The organism is Chromobacterium sp. FG89 (assembly GCF_057808735.1).
This window is the reverse complement of record NZ_JBMDIQ010000025.1, coordinates 1-16,622: the sequence shown is the minus strand read 5'-3', so window position 1 is coordinate 16,622 and position 16,622 is coordinate 1. Positions and strand designations below refer to the sequence as shown.

The following is a 16,622-nucleotide window of genomic DNA, read 5'->3' as shown; positions in this document are numbered from 1 at the left end:
AGGAAAGTCGCCCGGCGGGTAAAGCTTCAGCCGGAGATCACTACCCGATTGCGCCCGGTCTGCTTGGCGCGGTACATGCGGGTATCGGCCAAATCCACCAAGGCTCGCCAGTCGGCGCTGCCGTCTTGAAACAACTCCGCCACGCCGATGCTGGCGGTCAGCGCATGGCCTTCCGGCCGCTCGCCCAGGCCCTGGGCGCGCAGCCGGGCGATGACCTGGGCGGCGTGGGCCAACTGCGCGCCGGGCATCAGCAGCACGAACTCCTCGCCGCCCCAGCGCACCAGCACGTCGCTGCGTCGCAGCCTGCCTTCCATCAGCTCGGCGAAATGACGCAAGACCTGGTCGCCGGCCAGGTGGCCGTAGTGGTCGTTGATCGCCTTGAAGTGGTCCAGATCGATGAAGGCCAGGCTCAGCGGCTGCCGGCTGCGCTGAGCCTGCAACTCCAGCAGGCCCAGCATTTCCTCGCCGCTGCGGCGCGAGAAGACCCCGGTCAACGGATCGCGTATCGCCTGGTGGACCAGCACGATGATGAAGGCCAGCTGGCTGATGCCGGCAATGGCGGAGACGCCTGCCAGCAAGGACAGCAGCCAGAATTCCCCGCCGAAGCCGGGCAGATTGTCGCCGTTCAGGTCCAGCAGGCTGGTCAGCACGAAGCCGAACAGCGCCGGGCTGGCGAAAGCCAGGCTTTCCAGCAGGGTCAGCGGGAAAATGGCCAGCCCGGCCAGCAGCACGAAGGGCAGGAAGGCGTAACCGGCGCCGATGGCGGCGGACAAGCCTTCCAGATGGTAGCGACGCAGCAAGAGGTGGGAGGCGATGTAGAACAGGGTGGGGATGGCGAACAAGAGCGCGATGCCGCGATAGGCCGAGCGCAGGCGGCCGTCCATAGGCTGCCAGACCGCCAGCGCGACGAAGGCGACGGACACCAGCAGGCGCAGGGCCGCCAATTGCAGGGACAGCGGATAGGGCAGGGTCAGCAAGTCGATCAAGGCCCAGGCCGGCGTCAGCGCGGAAAACAGGATGGCGAACAGCCGGCAGCGGTTGACCAGCATCAGCGCGCGTCGCTGCGCCAGCAAGGGCATGTGCTGGCGAGGGCTCAGCAGCCAGAGCGTATCGCCGCTCTGGATCTCGCCGGGCGCCATGCCCAGCAGCTTCTGCCAGATGAAGTGAGTAATATGCATGCGGATGGTGCCAGGTAGTTGCGTCATTCTACCGCGGTTTATGACTTTGGGTTTGCAACAGGTCAACATCGCCGGCTTGGAGACGGCGCTCTCCGTGTCGGGTTTCAGGCGGCGCGGCGGATCGTGAACAGATTCTTGGGCCGCGTTTAGGCTACTATCCCAGCTCCTGATCACTCTGGCGGAAGCGCGCGATGGAAACTCGGTGGCTTGAAGACTTCCTGGTGCTGGCGGAAACCGGCAGCTTTACCCGCGCGGCGGAACTGCGCCACCTGACCCAGCCGGCGTTCTCGCGGCGGATCAAATCGCTGGAGAGCTGGTTGGGGGCCGGTCTGATTGATCGTACCACCTATCCGACGCGGCTGACCGAGGCCGGCGCGCTGTTCCGCGAGCAGGCGGTGGCCATGCTGTCCCAGCTCAACACCAGCCGCGCCTTGCTGCGCGGCTTGCAGCCCTTGGCCGCGGGCACGCTGGAGTTCGCGGTGCCGCACACCCTGTCCTTCTCCTTCTTTCCCAAATGGCTGTCCCAGGCGCAGCGCGGTTACGGCGCTTTGCCCTGTAGGCTGCAGGCCAGCAATGTGCACGACGCGCTGCTGGCCTTCGTGGAAGGCGGCAGCGATCTATTGATGTGCTACCACCATCCCAAGCAACCGGTGGAACTGACCGACGCCCGCTATCAGGGGCTGAAGCTGGGCGTCGAGCGGCTGAGGCCGTTCTCGATCGCGGAAGCCGGCCGGCCGCGTTACCAACTGCCCGGCAGCGCGCAGCAGCCCTTGCCCTTTCTCGGCTACGCCAGCAACGCCTATTTCCGGCTGATGAGCGACTTGATTCTGGAGTCCGCGCCGCAGCCGGCCAAGCTGGCGCTGCGCTATGAAACCGATATGGCGGAAGGGCTCAAGCACATGGTGCTGGAAGGGCACGGCCTGGCCTTCCTGCCGGAAAGCTCGGCGCGCCGGGAGGCGCAGGAGGGCTTGTTGGCGGCCGCCGGCGACGAGTCCTGGCAGGTGGAGATGGAGATCCGGCTCTACATCGATCAGAAGCGACAGCGCCCGGCCTTGAAGGCCTTCTGGGACTATCTGACGCATCAATACCCGGCCTGCTGAGCGGGGGCGCAGGGGAACGCGCGCCCCCCGCCAAGGTTATGCATTTCCCGCATGACCCTATCGGCATTTCGAATTGGCCAGCCGCCGCGGCATGGCATAGAGTGCGCAGCTTCAAGCCACGCGAGCACGTGGCGTCATCCGCATCAGGAGAAGCATCCATGACGACCCGCATAGAACATGATCTGCTAGGTGATCGTGAAGTGCCCGCCGACGTTTATTGGGGCGTGCACACCTTGCGCGCAGTCGAAAACTTTCCCATCACCGGCCAGAGCATCGCCGGCTACGGCGATCTGATCCGCGCGCTGGCCTGCATCAAGCAGGCCGCGGCTCAGGCCAACCGCGATCTGGGCTTGCTGCCGGGGCCTGTCGCCCAGGCCATCATCGCCGCCTGCGAGGAAATCCGCGCCGGCCGCTGGCATGAGCAGTTCGTGGTGGATGCGATCCAGGGCGGAGCCGGCACCTCGACCAATATGAACGCCAACGAGGTCATCGCCAACCGCGCGCTGGAACTGATGGGCCACGCCAAGGGCGAGTACCAGTACCTGCATCCCAATGAACACGTCAATCTGTGTCAAAGCACCAACGACGTTTACCCGACCGCCTTGCGCTTGGCGGCGTTCTGGGGCGCCAACAAGCTGCTGACCCGGATGGCGACGTTGCGCGAGGCCTTCGCCGCCAAGGCCGACGAGTTCAAGGACTACCTGAAGATGGGGCGCACCCAGCTGCAGGACGCGGTGCCGATGACGCTGGGCCAGGAGTTCATGACTTACGCGGTGATGCTGCAGGAAGACGAGCAGCGCTTGATGGAAGCCAGCGCGCTGATGCTGGAAATCAATCTGGGTGCCACCGCCATCGGCACCGGCATTACCGCGCATCCGGATTACGCGCGCCTGGCTTGTCTGCATCTGTCCGAGCTCAGCGGCCACACCCTGTTGACCGCGCCCAATCTGATCGAAGCCACCCAGGACTGCGGCGCCTTCGTGCAGTTGTCCGGCGTGCTTAAGCGCATCGCGGTCAAATTGTCCAAGAGCTGCAATGATTTGCGCCTGCTGTCCTCCGGCCCGCGCGCCGGTTTCGGCGAGATCAATCTGCCGGCTCGCCAGGCCGGTTCCTCCATCATGCCGGGCAAGGTCAATCCGGTGATTCCCGAGGTGGTGAGCCAGGTGGCTTACGAGGTGATAGGCAACGACGTCACCATCACCATGGCGGCGGAGGCCGGGCAGCTGCAATTGAACGCCTTCGAGCCGGTGATCGCCTACAGCCTGTTCCGCAGCATGGGCCACCTGGCGGCCGCCTGCGCCACGCTGACCGACAACTGCGTCACGGGCATCACCGCCAACCGCGAGCGCCTGCACGCCAGCGTGGAGAACTCCATCGGCCTGGTGACCGCGCTCAACCCCGTCATCGGCTACGCCGCGGCCACCAATGTGGCGGCCCAGGCCCACGCCACCGGCGCCAGCGTCGCCGACATCGTGCTGGAGCAAGGCTTGCTGAGCCGCGAGCAGCTGGATTTGCTGCTGAAGCCGGAAGAGCTGACCCGGCCGCGTTGGGTGACCGTGTAATTGCTTTCCCTTGTCTGACTTATCGTTGTGAGCGTTTCAACTTGATCAGGCCGCCTTGCGCGGCCTGTTTTTTTATCGGGGCCGGCCGCGCTTGCGGCGGGCGCGGAATGCGGGTATAAAAAATTGTGCAATGCACAATGAAAGGGCGACGAATGCACGCTGCGCTATGGTGGGGTCTGGAGTTTCCGCGCGGCCTGTGCGCGCTGGGCGCCGAACAGTGGCGCGTCCGGCGGCAATGGCTGCGCTCGGGCTGTTTTCACGGCGCCACGGTGTGGCGCGGCGCCGCGCCGTGGCCGGACAAGCTGCGCCGCGTGTTGACGCGCGCGGAGGCGGACTGGCTGGCGCTATGCTTTGACGACAGCCAGGCGGCGGAGGCCTTGCTCAGCCAGATGCGGGCGCATCCCCTCTGGCGCGGCGAGGCCGGCGACCGGCTGCTGGCCTGGCAATTGAACGGCCAGCGCCAGTGGCGGGCGGGCCTGTTGCAATGGGGACGGGCGCTGTCCCTTTAGCCGTGCGCGGGGAAACCGCTTCCAGCATCGGCGAATAGCCGCCATAATCGCGGCTTTCCATCGCACAGGGCGGCACGCCATGGCCAATCATTCCTTGTTGACCCCCGCTCAACTGCAAACGCTGGCTCCGCAATTGCAACAGTACGCGCAAGACCAGTTCGGCATCGAGCTGGGGCAGTTCGACGCGCAATTCCTGTTGGACTTCGTCGCCGACAAAATCGGCAGAGACATTTACAACAAGGCGCTGGACGACGCGCAGCTGGCGCTCGCCGCGCGGATGGAGTCCCTGCAGGCGGCGATTTGGGAATTGGAGAAGTAGGCGCGGAGCGCGCGGCCTTGCCGCTTGCATCCGGTTTGCGGGTACAATCGGCGTTCCACCCTTCACTTGCGGTACCCATGCTCTACTTGCGTTTGATGTTGAAAGGCTTTGTGCTGGCGATTTTGCTGGTGGTGCTGGGCTTCAGCTACGTGGCCTGGAGCATCGTCGATTTCGGCGGCAGCGCAAACGAACCGCAAGCCGACGCGGCGCTGGTGTTGGGGGCGGCGGCCTGGGGCAAGCGCCCGTCGCCGGTGTTCCGCGAGCGCATCAATCACGCAGTCAAATTGTACAAGTCCGGCAAGGTGCGCTGGATTGTGTTCACCGGCGGCACGCCGGAACCGGGTTATCCGTCCGAAGCCGACGTCGGCCGCGACTTCGCCGCCAAGCAAGGCGTGCCGATGACGGCGATGCTGGCGGAAAACCAGTCGCGCACCACTTGGCAAAACCTGGAAAACGCGCGCGAATTGAGCAGCCAGTTCGGCATCCGCTCCTTCCTCTTGGTCAGCGATCCGCTGCATATGCGCCGCTCGGTGCTGATGGCCACCGACATCGGCCTGACCGCCTATCCCGCGCCCACGCAATCCAGCCGCTACCGCACGCTGTCCAGCTGGTCCCGCTTCCTGGCCAGGGAAACCTGGCTCTATATCGGCTACCGGGTGTTCCGCAAGCTGTCCTGATCGCGTCCGCGGCTCGAAGCGTCCAGGCATAAAAAAACCGGCGACAAGCCGGTTTTTTCACGTCGGACGGAAAGGGATCAGCGGCTGTGCCACAGATCGATCAATTCGCCGCCTTCCACCGATTTCACTTCGGCGCGGGCTTGCAGCCAGGACAGCAGTTGCAGGCGCAGCTCGTCGCTGATCTTGACCTCGCCCACCGGGAAGGCCACGCCTTCCAGCTTGCCGGCGCCGTCGAAATGGCCGCCGAAGCTGATGCCGGCCTCGTCCACCTGGATTAGCCAGGCGTCCAGCAGCGCCTCGGAATCCGCGCCGTCGTGCAGCATGGAGATCAGATGAAAGCCCAGCTCGCGGAATTCGCCTACACGCATTTTCTTGCGTTGGCGGGTTTTCAGACGGCTCAGGCGGTGCGGGGAATTGGGGTTGCGCAGGGACATGACTGCTCCTTATTCAAAGACCTGGCGATGATAGCAGGCTTGCCGGCTTTGTGCTCCGCCGGCTGCGCGTAGGTTTCTGTCACTCTAACTAAACAAATATCATATAAAAAGGTAATTATTTGCCGTAGTCATTGCCATTGGAATGGAATTAGTATTTTTTCTCATTCTCAATACATGAAATGGATGACTACAGGGATGAAAAGCACAAAAACAATATTGGCTGTGTCCGTGATGTCCGCGTTGCTGAGCGCATGCGGCGGCGGTGGCGGCGGCGGTAACGCCGGCAGCGGCGGTTCCAGCGTCGGAACGTCGGCATCTGGCAGGATGCTGGCGACGGACGGCGCGGAAGTGGCGGCGCTGACGTGCTCGGGCAATGTGTGCCGCTTGCCGGCCTCGGCCGGCAGGGCGCAGTCCGGCTCCGTCTACCAGTACACCAATACCGGCGCGCAGGCGCAAACGGTGTCTATCAGCGGCAACCCTTTGAGCGCCGCCTGGCAGATGGTGGTGTCGCGCATCAGCTCCGGAGACACTTCGGGCCAGGCCAAGCTGGCCGCTTCCGGCCTGCGCGGCGGGTCGGACGCCGCCGCGGAACGCCTGGAGGCGGAGAGCCAGGCGGTGATGGCCGCGGTTGGCGCGTCGGCCCGCTCCGGCGCCTTGTCGCTGCGCGGCGCCGGTTCGCACCGGCTACTGGCGGAGCAGGCGAGCTTGCAGGCGGCCAGCTACGCGATCGGCGACAAACGGGTCTGGCACGATATGGACGGCGATAGCGCCACCAGCTTGCAAGCCATGCGCGATTTGCCCAACGGCGGCGGCAAGGTTTACGTCTGGGCGCAGGACGGGTTGGACGTCAGCGTGGGCAGCGATCAGGCCGACGCACTGGCCGAGCGCTTCGCCAACAGCGTCTATCCCTTGGAAGCCTCGGTCGTCAGCGAGCCCTGGGGCAATGACATCGATCCGGGCTGGCGCGCGCTGGCGCTGCCCGGCGACACCAAGGACGTGCACCTGGTGCTGAGCCGGCTGAACGATCCGAATCAGACCGGCGGCGGCCGCTTGCTCGGCTATGTGCGCTGGACCAACGCCTTGCTGGCATCGGCCGCGCCGGCCATGTGCGGCGGCGACCAAGAGTGCCGCGACGTGGTGGGCAAGAGCAATCAGGCCTTGGCCACCTTCGTGGACCTGGACACCTTCGCCCAGGCCGATCCGGGCCGCAACTGGAATATGAAGGGCAATGGCCCCAGCCTGGCCCTGTCCACGCTGGCGCACGAATACCTGCATGTGCTCTACGCCTACAACAAGATCCTGCGCAAACCGCCGGGTTCCGGTCAGCCTACGGTATGGGAAAACGAGCTGGCGGCCCAGACCATGGGCTATCTGGTGTCGGCGGACACCTTCACCGGCGGTCGCGGCAGCGACGCCAACTCCCATCCTGACCTGCGCCGCGGCGGCGATTTCGAAAGCTTTCTGCGCCGGCCGGCTTGCAATTTGAAGGGCTGGAGCGTGGCGGCGTCGAATTACACCTGCTACCCGAAAGCGCTGGCGGCGGGCATGCAGATGCTGCATCAGTTCGGCGCGGGTGTGATGAAGCCGTGGGTGACCGGCGCCAATACCGGCGAAGCGGCCTTGAACGACGGTTTGCGCACGGCGGGCGCCGGCGATTACAGCAGCCTGATGCTGCGTCTCAACACCACGCTGGCGCTGGGCGGCAATCCGGCCAGCGGTTACGGCTTCCCGGCCAAGACGCTGAGCCTGCCGGCCAACCAGTATTTCCCGAACGGCAAGAGTTTGTTGCTGCCGGCGGTGCCCTTCCAGGCGCAGGAAATCGGCTGGAGCGCGTTGGCGACGGCGGAAACCTATAAGCATAGCCTGCCGCTGTCGCGCGGCGTGGCGCGGGTGACGGTGCCGGCCAACAGCCATCTGATCCTGCTCAAGCCATGATGCGCGGACTGCTGCTGTGGCTCGGCCTTTGCGCCGGCGCCGGCGCGATGTCGCTGCCGCCGTGGGAGGAGGGCACCCTGGTCGCCGTCGGCGCGCCGCCGCTGGTGCGCTTGGGGGTGGAAAAGGGGGATGGCGGCACCTTCGTCATCCAGCCCGCTGCCGACGGCCAGGGCCTGGGGGCCGCGGAAGTGGCCGCGTTGAAGCAGCGGACCGGTTCGCGCATTCGCTATCGGGCCGGGCCGTTCAAAGCCCATCCGCTGCTGGGGCGCGAGGCCGTGCTGCTGCAGGCGGAAGTGCTTGAGACGCGTTGAGTCGTAAAAACCGCCTGGCTTCGAAGAAGCCAGGCGCTTGTCTTCCGCGTCTACAGACCCAAATCCCGCCACATCGCGTCTACGCGTTGTTTGACCGCCTGGTCCATCACGATGGGCACGCCCCACTCGCGGTTGGTTTCGCCCGGCATCTTGTTGGTGGCGTCCAGGCCCATCTTGCCGCCCAGGCCGGACACCGGGCTGGCGAAGTCCAGATAATCTATAGGCGTATGTTCGATCAAGGTGGTGTCGCGCACCGGGTCCATGCGCGTGGTGATTGCCCAGATCACTTCCTTCCAGTCCCGGGTGTTGACGTCGTCGTCCACCACCACGATGAACTTGGTGTACATGAACTGGCGCAGGAAGCTCCAGCATCCCATCATCACCCGCTTGGCGTGGCCGGGGTATTGCTTCTTGATGCTGACCACCGCCATCCGGTAGCTGCAGCCTTCCGGTGGCAGGTAGAAATCGACGATTTCCGGAAACTGCTTTTGCAGAATGGGCACGAAGACCTCGTTCAGCGCCACGCCCAGCACCGCCGGCTCGTCCGGCGGCTTGCCGGTGTAGGTGCTGTGGTAGATCGCGTTTTCGCGCAGGGTGACGCGGTCCACGGTCAGCACCGGGAAGCGGTCCTGCTCGTTGTAATAGCCGGTGTGGTCGCCGTAAGGGCCTTCCATCGCGGAGTCGTCCGGGTGGATATGGCCTTCCAGCACGATCTCGGCGCGCGCCGGCACTTGCAGATCCGAACCCAGGCATTTGGTGAGCTCGGTGCGGCTGCCGCGCAGCAGGCCGGCGAACTGGTATTCGGACAGGGTGTCCGGCACCGGCGTCACCGCGCCCAGGATAGTGGCCGGGTCGCAGCCCAGCACCACCGCCACCGGGTAAGGTTCGCCGGGATGCTGTTGGCAGAATTCGCGGTAATCCAGCGCGCCGCCGCGGTGGGCCAGCCAGCGCATGATGACGCGGTTGCGGCCAATCAACTGTTGGCGATAGATGCCCAGGTTCTGGCGTTTCTTGTTGGGGCCGCGGGTCACGGTCAGGCCCCAGGTGATCAGCGGCGCCACGTCGCCGGGCCAGCAGTGCTGGATAGGCAAGCGCTCCAGATCGACTTCCGCGCCTTCCCATACGATTTGCTGGCACGGCGCTTTGCCGACCTCCTTAGGCGCCATCGACAGCAATTGCTTCAGCAAGGGCAGCTTGTCCCAGGCGTCTTTCAAGCCCTTGGGCGGCTCCGGTTCTTTCAGGTAGGCCAGGGTCTTGCCGATCTCGCGCAACTGCATCACATCGGCGGCGCCCATGCCCAGCGCCACGCGCTCGGGCGTGCCGAACAGATTGGCCAGTACCGGGTAATCGAAGCGTTTGCCGTCCTTGACTGCCTGTTCGAACAGCAGCGCGGGACCGCCGGCTTTCAGTACCCTGTCGCCGATCTCGGTCATCTCCAGATGCGGGGAGACCGGGGCCGCAATTCGTTTCAGCAGGCCTTGTTGTTCCAATTGGGAGACAAACTCCCGTAAATCTGCATATTTCATGACCATCTCATGATCTGGCGCAAAGTTTGATATTAGGTGCTTGGATAATCTGCCACCGGACGCCGAACGCTACTGCTGCCCGCAGTCAAAGTCAACGATGGCGGCAAGCGCCAGGCCTGCATTCGACCAAACATGACAGGAGAACCCAATATGAAAAAGCTCGCTCTCGCCGCAATGATCGGCCTGGTTTCCGCTAGCGCCTTCGCCGCTCAAGGCGACATCCTGGCGCGCTTCCGCGTGATCAATGTCAACCCCGACGCCAGCTGGAGCAACTCTGGCGTAGTGTCGGGTTTGAATGTCGACGCCAAGGACAGCTGGGCGCCTGAGGTCGACTTCACCTACATGATCACCAACAATATCGGCGCCGAGCTGATTCTGGGCACCACCCGTCACGAAGTCACCACCAACACCTTCGGTTCCGTCGGCAAGGTATCGGTGTTGCCGCCGACCTTGACCCTGCAATACCACTTCGCTCCTGACGCCACCTTCCGTCCCTATGTGGGCGCCGGCATCAACTACACCCGTTTCTACAATGAAGGCCTGAAAGCAGGTAGTGCGACAGATCTGAGCGTGAAGAAAAACAGCTGGGGTCCGGCGCTGCAACTGGGCGCGGACTACGCGATCAACAAGAACTGGTTCGTCAACCTGGACGTCAAGAAAATCTGGATCAAGACCGACGTGACCGCGGATCAGCTGGGCGGCGCCAAACTGGGCGAACTGAAGATCGACCCGTGGGTATTCGGCATCGGCTTCGGCACCAAGTTCTGATCGGCTCGCCGCTTTGAATCCAAAACGCCCTACGGGGCGTTTTTTTCTTGCTTGTCGCGTTAGAATGGCCGATTGAGAACTTTCCGACACTGGAGAAGCAAGATGACTGATTGGGTTGCCCAGGCGGTGCGCAAGATAGAGGCCGATTTCAATCGCTCCAGCGACACCCATTTGATCCCGCTGCCCATCCCCGGCGCGCCGGAGATACAGCTCTATTTCAAGGACGAATCCACCCATCCCACCGGCAGCCTCAAGCACCGGCTGGCGCGCTCGCTGTTTCTATACGGCTTGTGCAATGGCTGGATACGCGAAGGCAGCACCATCATCGAGGCTTCCAGCGGCAGCACCGCGGTGTCCGAGGCCTATTTTTCCCGCTTGCTGGGCCTGCCCTTCATCGCGGTGATGCCCAAGAGCACCTCGCAAGAAAAGATCCGCGCCATCGAATTCTACGGCGGCCGCAGCCACCTGGTGGACGATCCCGCCACCATTTACGACGAATCCAAACGCCTGGCGGAAGAGTTGAACGGCCATTACATGGACCAGTTCACCTATGCCGAGCGCGCCACCGACTGGCGCGGCAACAATAATATCGCCGACACCATTTTCACCCAAATGGCCTATGAGCCGAATCCGGTGCCGGACTGGATCGTCTGCGGCGCCGGCACCGGCGGCACCTCGGCCACTTTCGGCCGCTATGTGCGCTACCAGAAACTGCCGACCAAGGTCTGCGTGGTGGACCCGGAAAACTCGGTGTTCTACGACTGTTTTCATACCGGCAGCATGGACTGCCGCTGCGAAGGCGGCTCCGGCGTGGAAGGCATAGGCCGGCCTCGGGTGGAACCCTCCTTCATTCCCACAGTCATCGACAATGTGATCCGGGTGCCCAACGTCGCCAGCTACGCCGCCATCCACTTCCTGGAAGAAGTGCTGGGACGCCGCTGCGGCGGTTCCACCGGCACCAATTTCTACGGTGTTTGCGAACTGGTGGGCCAGATGCGCAGCCAGGGCCGCAGCGGCTCCATCGTCACCTTGATCTGCGACGACGGCAACCGCTACCAGGGCAGCTATTACAACCACGATTGGCTGCAGGCCAACGGTTTCGATATCTCGAACTGGGTGGAGCGCTACCGCCGCTTCTTCAATGAAGGGCAGTGGTAAGCGCTGTTTGGCGGCGCGTAGACGGCGAGATGCCGACAGTTGTTGTCAAAAAGCATCAATTATTTGAATTGGAACCATGTTGCGCCGCACCGAAAACCCTGCGTGCGGCGCGCGGTTTTCTGCTGAGAAAATAGCAACTTACCGGCCCGGCCCGAACGCCCGGTTCGCACAATGGAAAAAATGCGCTGAGGTCTTGAATTTTCAAGGGATTTCAACGGCCCCAGCTTTATCTTTTTTGTTAAACTGGCGCCCTTTTTCTTGGGCGGGGAAGACAATGGCTCTCCTTGAAATCAAAAATGTCGTCAAGCGCTTCGGCGACTACACGGCGGTCAACAATGTCAGCCTGTCGGTAGAGGCAGGCGAGTTCTTCACCCTGCTCGGGCCCTCCGGTTGCGGCAAGACCACCTTGCTGCGCATGCTGGCCGGCTTCGAGCAGCCGGATTCCGGTCAGATCCTGCTGGACGGTCAGGACATGTCGCAGGTGCAGCCGGAAAAACGTCCGGTGCACACCGTGTTTCAAAGCTATGCCTTGTTCCCGCACATGACGGTGCGCGAGAACATCGCCTTCCCGCTCAAAATGGCCAAGTGGGACAAGGCCAAGATCGCTTCCCAGGTGGACGAATTGCTGGAAGACGTGCGCCTGACCCAGTTCGGCGACCGCTACCCGCACGAGATGTCCGGCGGCCAGCGCCAGCGCGTGGCCATCGCCCGAGCGCTGGTGGACCGTCCGCGGCTGCTGCTGCTGGACGAACCGCTGTCCGCGCTGGACGCCAAGCTGCGCGAAGAAATGCAGCTGGAACTGATCAATCTGCAAAAAGAAGTGGGCATCACCTTCGTCTACGTCACCCACGACCAGGGCGAAGCGCTGGCGCTCAGCCACCGCATCGCGGTGATGAGCCACGGCCAGGTGGAGCAATTGGACGCGCCGGAAACCATTTACAGCAAGCCCAAGAACCGCTTCGTCGCGGACTTCCTCGGCCAGTGCAATGTGCTGGAAGGCAAGGTCAAGCGCGTGGACGGCGACACCATGCTGGTGGACTTGAAGGGCTGCGGCGAAGTGCGCTGCCTGACCGTGCCGGATGTGCGCGAAGGGCAGACCGGCTGGCTGGCGTTGCGTCCGGAAAAGGTCAAGCTGGACAAGAGCCTGCCGGCCCATGACGACGAAGCCTATTTCAAAGGCCGCGTTCACGATTGCCTGTATCTGGGCGACGTTACGCTCTACGTGGTGGAAGTGGGCGAGGGCGTGATGGTGGAGGCGATGCTGCCCAACAGCATTCCGGGCGTCGCCAAATTCTTTGACGACAACGACATCGTGGAACTGGCCTGGCGCTTCGACGCCGGCAGCTTCCTGACGGAGTAAACGCGCATGGCGATTCGAGATCGATTCGGCAAGTGGGCGCTGTCGTGGCCGCCGCTGGTCTACCTGATCCTGTTTTTCCTGGTGCCGTCGCTGATCATGGTGGTGGCGGCTTTCCGCAATCCGGGCGATTACGGCGGCCTCGCGCCGATGTACTACCTCGAGGAAGGCAAGCTGGTCTGGGACCTGACGCTGGACAACTTCCGCCGCTTGGTGGAAGAGCCGCTCTACATCGAGCTGTTCATCAAGTCCGCCGGCTACGCGGGGATCACCACCGTGGTTTGCCTGTTGATGGCCTATCCGCTGGCCTGGCTGATCGCCCGCTCCGGCAAGAAACACCGCGACCTGATGCTGCTGCTGGTGATCCTGCCGTTCTGGTCCAACTTCCTGATCCGCATCTACGCCTGGATGATCATCCTGGGGCCGCAATCGGCGTTCACCAAGATGCTGAACGTGGTGGTGACCTCGCTGGGTTTTGAACCGGTGCGTCTGCTGTTCACCCCGTTCGCCGTCATCGTCGGCCTGGTCTATGTGCACTTGCCCTTCATGGTGTTGCCTTTGTACGCCAATCTGGAAAAACACGACATGGCCTTGCTGGACGCGGCGCAGGATCTTGGCGCCAACGCCTGGCAACGCTTCTGGCGCGTGACCTGGCCGCTGAGCCTGCCCGGCGTGTTCGCCGGCTCCGCGCTGGTGTTCATCCCGGCGCTGGGCATGTTCGCCATTCCGGACATCCTGGGCGGCACCGATTCCATCATGATCGGCAACCTGATCAAGCAGCAGATACTGGACACCCGCGACTGGCCGTTCGGTTCGGTGCTGTCCATCATGCTGACCGGCGGAGTGTTGTTGATCGCGGCCCTGGGCGCGATGGTGGGCAGAGGAGGCAAGAAACGTGGCTAAGAAACAATCCCGCTGGTTGTGGGCGTCGGCGCTGCTGACCTATCTCTTCCTCTATCTGCCGCTGGTGATCGTGGTGCTGTACTCGTTCAACGATTCCAGACTCAACGCGGAATGGGTGGGCTTCACCCTCAAGTGGTACGACAAACTGTTCCACAACGAGAAGATGCTGAGCGCGGCGGCCAACTCGCTGATCATAGGCATCATCGCCAGCGCCTGCGCCACCGTGCTGGGCACCTTGGCCGGCATCGCCATGCATCGCTACAAGCTGCGCTTGCTGCCCTTCCTGGTGCTGACGCCCATCGCCATCCCGGAATTGCTGATGGGGGTGTCGCTGGTGATCTTCTTCGTCATCGTCAACCAGCTGATCGGCATTCTGGAACTGGGCATGATCACCATCCTGCTGTCCCATGTCGCCTTCTGCATCGGCTTCGTCGCCATCGTGGTGCGGGCGCGGATGCAGGGCATGGACGACAGCCTGGTGGAAGCGGCGCGCGATCTGGGGGCGACGCCGTTCCAGGCCTTCCGCCTGATCACCCTGCCGGTGATCAAGCCGGGCATCATCGCCGGCGCCCTGATGGCCTTTACCTTGTCCATCGACGACTTCGTGATCACCTTCTTCACCGCCGGCGCAGGCGCCAGCATGCTGCCGCTGGAGATTTACTCGATGATCAAGATCGCGGTGACGCCGGAAGTGAACGCCGTTTCCAGCTTGCTGATGCTGTTGACCCTGGTGCTGATCGTCATTGCTTCGCGCGTGTCGCCCAGCGCGCTGCGGGCCAATGGCTGAGAGCCTGTTTAAGTAGTAGGGCCCCGGCCGGGCAACAAGGGAGCCGGCCGGTTTTTCATGTAGTCGCAACGCACTCGTGCGAATAGAAGGAAAAACGCAATGAAAAAAGTCCTGGTGACGCTTGCCCTGGCCGTATCTGCACAAGCGTACGCAGCGGAAGAATTGCACCTCTACAACTGGAACAACTACCTGTCGGAAAGCACCGCCAAGAGCTTCGAGGCTTATTGCAAGTGCAAGCTGGTGCAAGACTTCTACGGCGACAACGAAGAAATGCTGGCCAAGCTGGCCGCCGGTGCCAAGGGTTACGACATCGTGGTGCCGACCGGCTTCGCGGTGGAAGCGCTAATCAAGCAGGGCAAGGCGCAGCCGCTGGACAAAAAACAGCTGCCCAACTTCAAGAACCTGAACGCAGGCTATCTGAACAGCTTCTTCGACAAGGGCAACCAGTACTCGGTCCCCTATGCCTTCACCACCACGTTGCTGGGCTACAACGAAACCAAGCTGAAAGAACTGGGCTTGCTGGACAAGGCCAATAGCTGGGCGCTGATCTTCGATCCGGCCGTATTGGCCAAGCTCAAGGGCAAGATCACCGTGCTGGACTCTCAGCGCGAGCTGGTGTCCGCCGCCTTGATGTATCTGGGCAAGCCGGCCAACTCCACCAATCCGGCGGACTGGAAGGCGGCGCGCGACGTGATCCTGAAGGCCAAGCCCTACTGGGCCGCCTTCAACAACCAGAGCTATATCAAGGAACTGACCGTAGGCAACATCTATGTCGCGCTGGGCTATTCCAACGATATGTACCAGGCGCAGCAGGACGCCAAGAAGGCCGGCCGCAAGTTCAGCGTCAATTTCGGCTTGCAGAAAGAAGGCAACACCCTGTCGCTGGACAACTTCGTGGTGTTGAAGGACGCGCCGCGCAAGGACCTGGCTTACAAATTCATCAACTTCATGCTGGACGGCAAGAACGCCTCCGGTCTGACCAACGAGATGGGCTCGGGCAACCCCAACGCCGCCGCCGGCAAGTTCGTCAAACCGGAACTGACCAAGGTGCATGCGATCTTCCCGACCGCCGGCGAACTGCCGCGCCTGCAACAGCTGAAGGACTTGAACGCCAAGGACCGTCGCGAGCTGAACAAGGTGTGGTCCGAGATCAAGCTGAAGTAAGCGGGATACTCTATATAGGAAAAGGCCGGGATTCCGGCCTTTTTTTATTTCAGTCCCAGCGACGGCGCGCCAGCTCGCCGATGGAGGCGATGCGGATGTCCACATGCGCAGGCCGCCGCACCTGCTTGCTGACCCAGACCGTTTTCATGCCCAGCTTCTTCGCCGTCAGCAGATTGGGCAGCGAGTCCTCCACCATGATGCAGTGTCGCGGATCCAGCCGCTCTTGCGCCAGCACTTTACGAAAGGCGCCGACATGCGGCTTGGGCACGTAGTCCACTTGCTCGACGCCATATATAGAGTGGAAGTGCCGCTCTATCGCCAGGCGCTGCAAAATGCCTTGCACATAATGGTGCGGGCCATTGGAGAAGATCAGCTTGCGGCCCGGCAGCGCGCTCAGCGATTCCGCCAGATTGTGCTCGGCGAACAGCCATTGCTCCAGTTCTTCCAGCTTATGGGTTTCCAATAGGAAGTCATGAGGGTCGATGCCGTGGTGGGTGACCAGCCCATGCATGGTGGCGCCGTATTGCGCCCAATAGCGCTCGCGCAGCAAGCGGGCTTCCACTGCGTCCACTTGCAGATGTTTCATCATATAAGCGGACATCGCGTGGCTGATATGGGCGAAGATGCCGCCGCTGGCGTGGTGCAGCGTGTCGTCCAGGTCGAAAATCCAGGTTTTGTTGCGCATGATTGTGCTTCTAGAAGGGCGGACGAGGAGGGGAATTATCGTTTTTTCAATCCGGAAACGACAGTCCCTACCAGTGCATGGCGGCTACGCTGAAATTCTTCATATGGATGATTCAATATAAATCATGGGGATAGCTTGCGAGAGGCCTCTTTTGTCAAAAATCTTTCACGAAAGGTGTTGACGGGTTTAGGGGGCTGACGTATAGTTCGCCTCCTCAGCAGACAACGCAGCGACGGAAACGAAACGCAG

The 16,622-nt window shown here is 62.6% G+C and carries 17 protein-coding genes; 13 read left to right on the top strand and 4 right to left on the bottom strand.

All coding sequences use genetic code 11. The features are described 5' to 3' along the window. Positions 1–26: 26 nt before the first annotated feature. Positions 27–1,205 carry a GGDEF domain-containing protein gene (locus ACODRW_RS20115; protein WP_227106673.1) on the bottom strand — a complete coding sequence of 393 codons (1,179 nt, stop codon included), beginning with the start codon at positions 1,203–1,205 and terminating at the stop codon, positions 27–29. Positions 1,206–1,369: 164 nt separating this feature from the next. Here ACODRW_RS20115 and ACODRW_RS20110 point away from each other — a divergent pair, with 164 nt between their 5' ends. The 5 genes from ACODRW_RS20110 to ACODRW_RS20090 all read left to right on the top strand — a co-directional run bounded on the left by ACODRW_RS20110 (position 1,370) and on the right by ACODRW_RS20090 (position 5,345). Next, positions 1,370–2,278 (top strand): LysR family transcriptional regulator, encoded by a 909-nt coding sequence (locus ACODRW_RS20110; RefSeq protein WP_107798004.1) that lies wholly within the window; start codon positions 1,370–1,372, stop codon positions 2,276–2,278. A 158-nt stretch (positions 2,279–2,436) separates the two neighbouring features. Further along, positions 2,437–3,840 carry an aspartate ammonia-lyase gene (gene aspA, locus ACODRW_RS20105; protein ID WP_107798005.1) on the top strand — a complete coding sequence of 468 codons (1,404 nt, stop codon included), beginning with the start codon at positions 2,437–2,439 and terminating at the stop codon, positions 3,838–3,840. A gap of 152 nt (positions 3,841–3,992) precedes the next feature. Beyond that, positions 3,993–4,349, top strand: a complete 357-nt coding sequence (locus tag ACODRW_RS20100) for a hypothetical protein (RefSeq protein ID WP_107798006.1) — start codon at positions 3,993–3,995, stop codon at positions 4,347–4,349. A 79-nt stretch (positions 4,350–4,428) separates the two neighbouring features. Next, a complete protein-coding gene (locus ACODRW_RS20095) occupies positions 4,429–4,668 on the top strand; it encodes a DUF2164 domain-containing protein (RefSeq protein WP_107798007.1) in 240 nt (79 codons plus the stop codon). A gap of 77 nt (positions 4,669–4,745) precedes the next feature. Then, positions 4,746–5,345: a YdcF family protein gene (locus ACODRW_RS20090; protein ID WP_019103655.1), complete on the top strand. Its 600-nt coding sequence runs from the start codon at positions 4,746–4,748 to the stop codon at positions 5,343–5,345. 77 nt (positions 5,346–5,422) lie between these two features. Here the strand turns inward: ACODRW_RS20090 and ACODRW_RS20085 are convergent, their stop codons facing one another. After that, positions 5,423–5,779 carry a 50S ribosome-binding protein YggL gene (locus ACODRW_RS20085; RefSeq protein WP_107798008.1) on the bottom strand — a complete coding sequence of 119 codons (357 nt, stop codon included), beginning with the start codon at positions 5,777–5,779 and terminating at the stop codon, positions 5,423–5,425. A 231-nt stretch (positions 5,780–6,010) separates the two neighbouring features. Between ACODRW_RS20085 and ACODRW_RS20080 the strand changes: the two genes are divergently transcribed. Together ACODRW_RS20080 and ACODRW_RS20075 are read left to right on the top strand one after the other, a co-directional pair. Next, entirely contained in the window at positions 6,011–7,714 is a 1,704-nt protein-coding gene (locus ACODRW_RS20080; RefSeq protein WP_488906537.1) for a M30 family metallopeptidase, read from the top strand. Beyond that, the gene (locus ACODRW_RS20075) at positions 7,714–8,025 is read left to right on the top strand and encodes a hypothetical protein (RefSeq protein WP_486636468.1); all 312 of its coding nucleotides are present in this window, start codon (positions 7,714–7,716) and stop codon (positions 8,023–8,025) included. The genes ACODRW_RS20080 and ACODRW_RS20075 overlap by 1 nt, the downstream gene beginning before the upstream one ends. Positions 8,026–8,075: 50 nt before the next feature. Here ACODRW_RS20075 and ubiD read toward each other — a convergent pair whose 3' ends face one another. After that, positions 8,076–9,551 (bottom strand): 4-hydroxy-3-polyprenylbenzoate decarboxylase, encoded by a 1,476-nt coding sequence (gene ubiD, locus ACODRW_RS20070; protein ID WP_488906536.1) that lies wholly within the window; start codon positions 9,549–9,551, stop codon positions 8,076–8,078. Between the two features lie 150 nt (positions 9,552–9,701). Here ubiD and ACODRW_RS20065 point away from each other — a divergent pair, with 150 nt between their 5' ends. From ACODRW_RS20065 to ACODRW_RS20040, 6 genes are all read left to right on the top strand, one after another. After that, positions 9,702–10,319 (top strand): OmpW/AlkL family protein, encoded by a 618-nt coding sequence (locus ACODRW_RS20065; RefSeq protein ID WP_107798014.1) that lies wholly within the window; start codon positions 9,702–9,704, stop codon positions 10,317–10,319. 102 nt (positions 10,320–10,421) lie between these two features. Next, positions 10,422–11,477, top strand: coding sequence for a PLP-dependent cysteine synthase family protein (locus ACODRW_RS20060; RefSeq protein ID WP_227106682.1), 1,056 nt, complete (start codon positions 10,422–10,424; stop codon positions 11,475–11,477). Positions 11,478–11,751: 274 nt separating this feature from the next. Further along, a complete protein-coding gene (locus ACODRW_RS20055; RefSeq protein ID WP_107798016.1) occupies positions 11,752–12,837 on the top strand; it encodes an ABC transporter ATP-binding protein in 1,086 nt (361 codons plus the stop codon). A 6-nt stretch (positions 12,838–12,843) separates the two neighbouring features. Next, complete coding sequence (locus tag ACODRW_RS20050; RefSeq protein WP_488906535.1) at positions 12,844–13,737, top strand: ABC transporter permease; 894 nt, start codon at positions 12,844–12,846, stop codon at positions 13,735–13,737. Further along, positions 13,730–14,524, top strand: a complete 795-nt coding sequence (locus ACODRW_RS20045) for an ABC transporter permease (protein WP_227106685.1) — start codon at positions 13,730–13,732, stop codon at positions 14,522–14,524. Before ACODRW_RS20050 ends, ACODRW_RS20045 begins: the two co-directional genes overlap by 8 nt. A gap of 99 nt (positions 14,525–14,623) precedes the next feature. Then, on the top strand, positions 14,624–15,688 hold the full coding sequence (locus tag ACODRW_RS20040; RefSeq protein WP_488906534.1) for an ABC transporter substrate-binding protein: 1,065 nt from the start codon (positions 14,624–14,626) through the stop codon (positions 15,686–15,688). Positions 15,689–15,737: 49 nt separating this feature from the next. On the opposite strand, the gene ACODRW_RS20035 is transcribed toward ACODRW_RS20040, so the two are convergent. Continuing rightward, positions 15,738–16,373: a pyrimidine 5'-nucleotidase gene (locus ACODRW_RS20035; protein ID WP_107798019.1), complete on the bottom strand. Its 636-nt coding sequence runs from the start codon at positions 16,371–16,373 to the stop codon at positions 15,738–15,740. Positions 16,374–16,622: the final 249 nt, after the last annotated feature.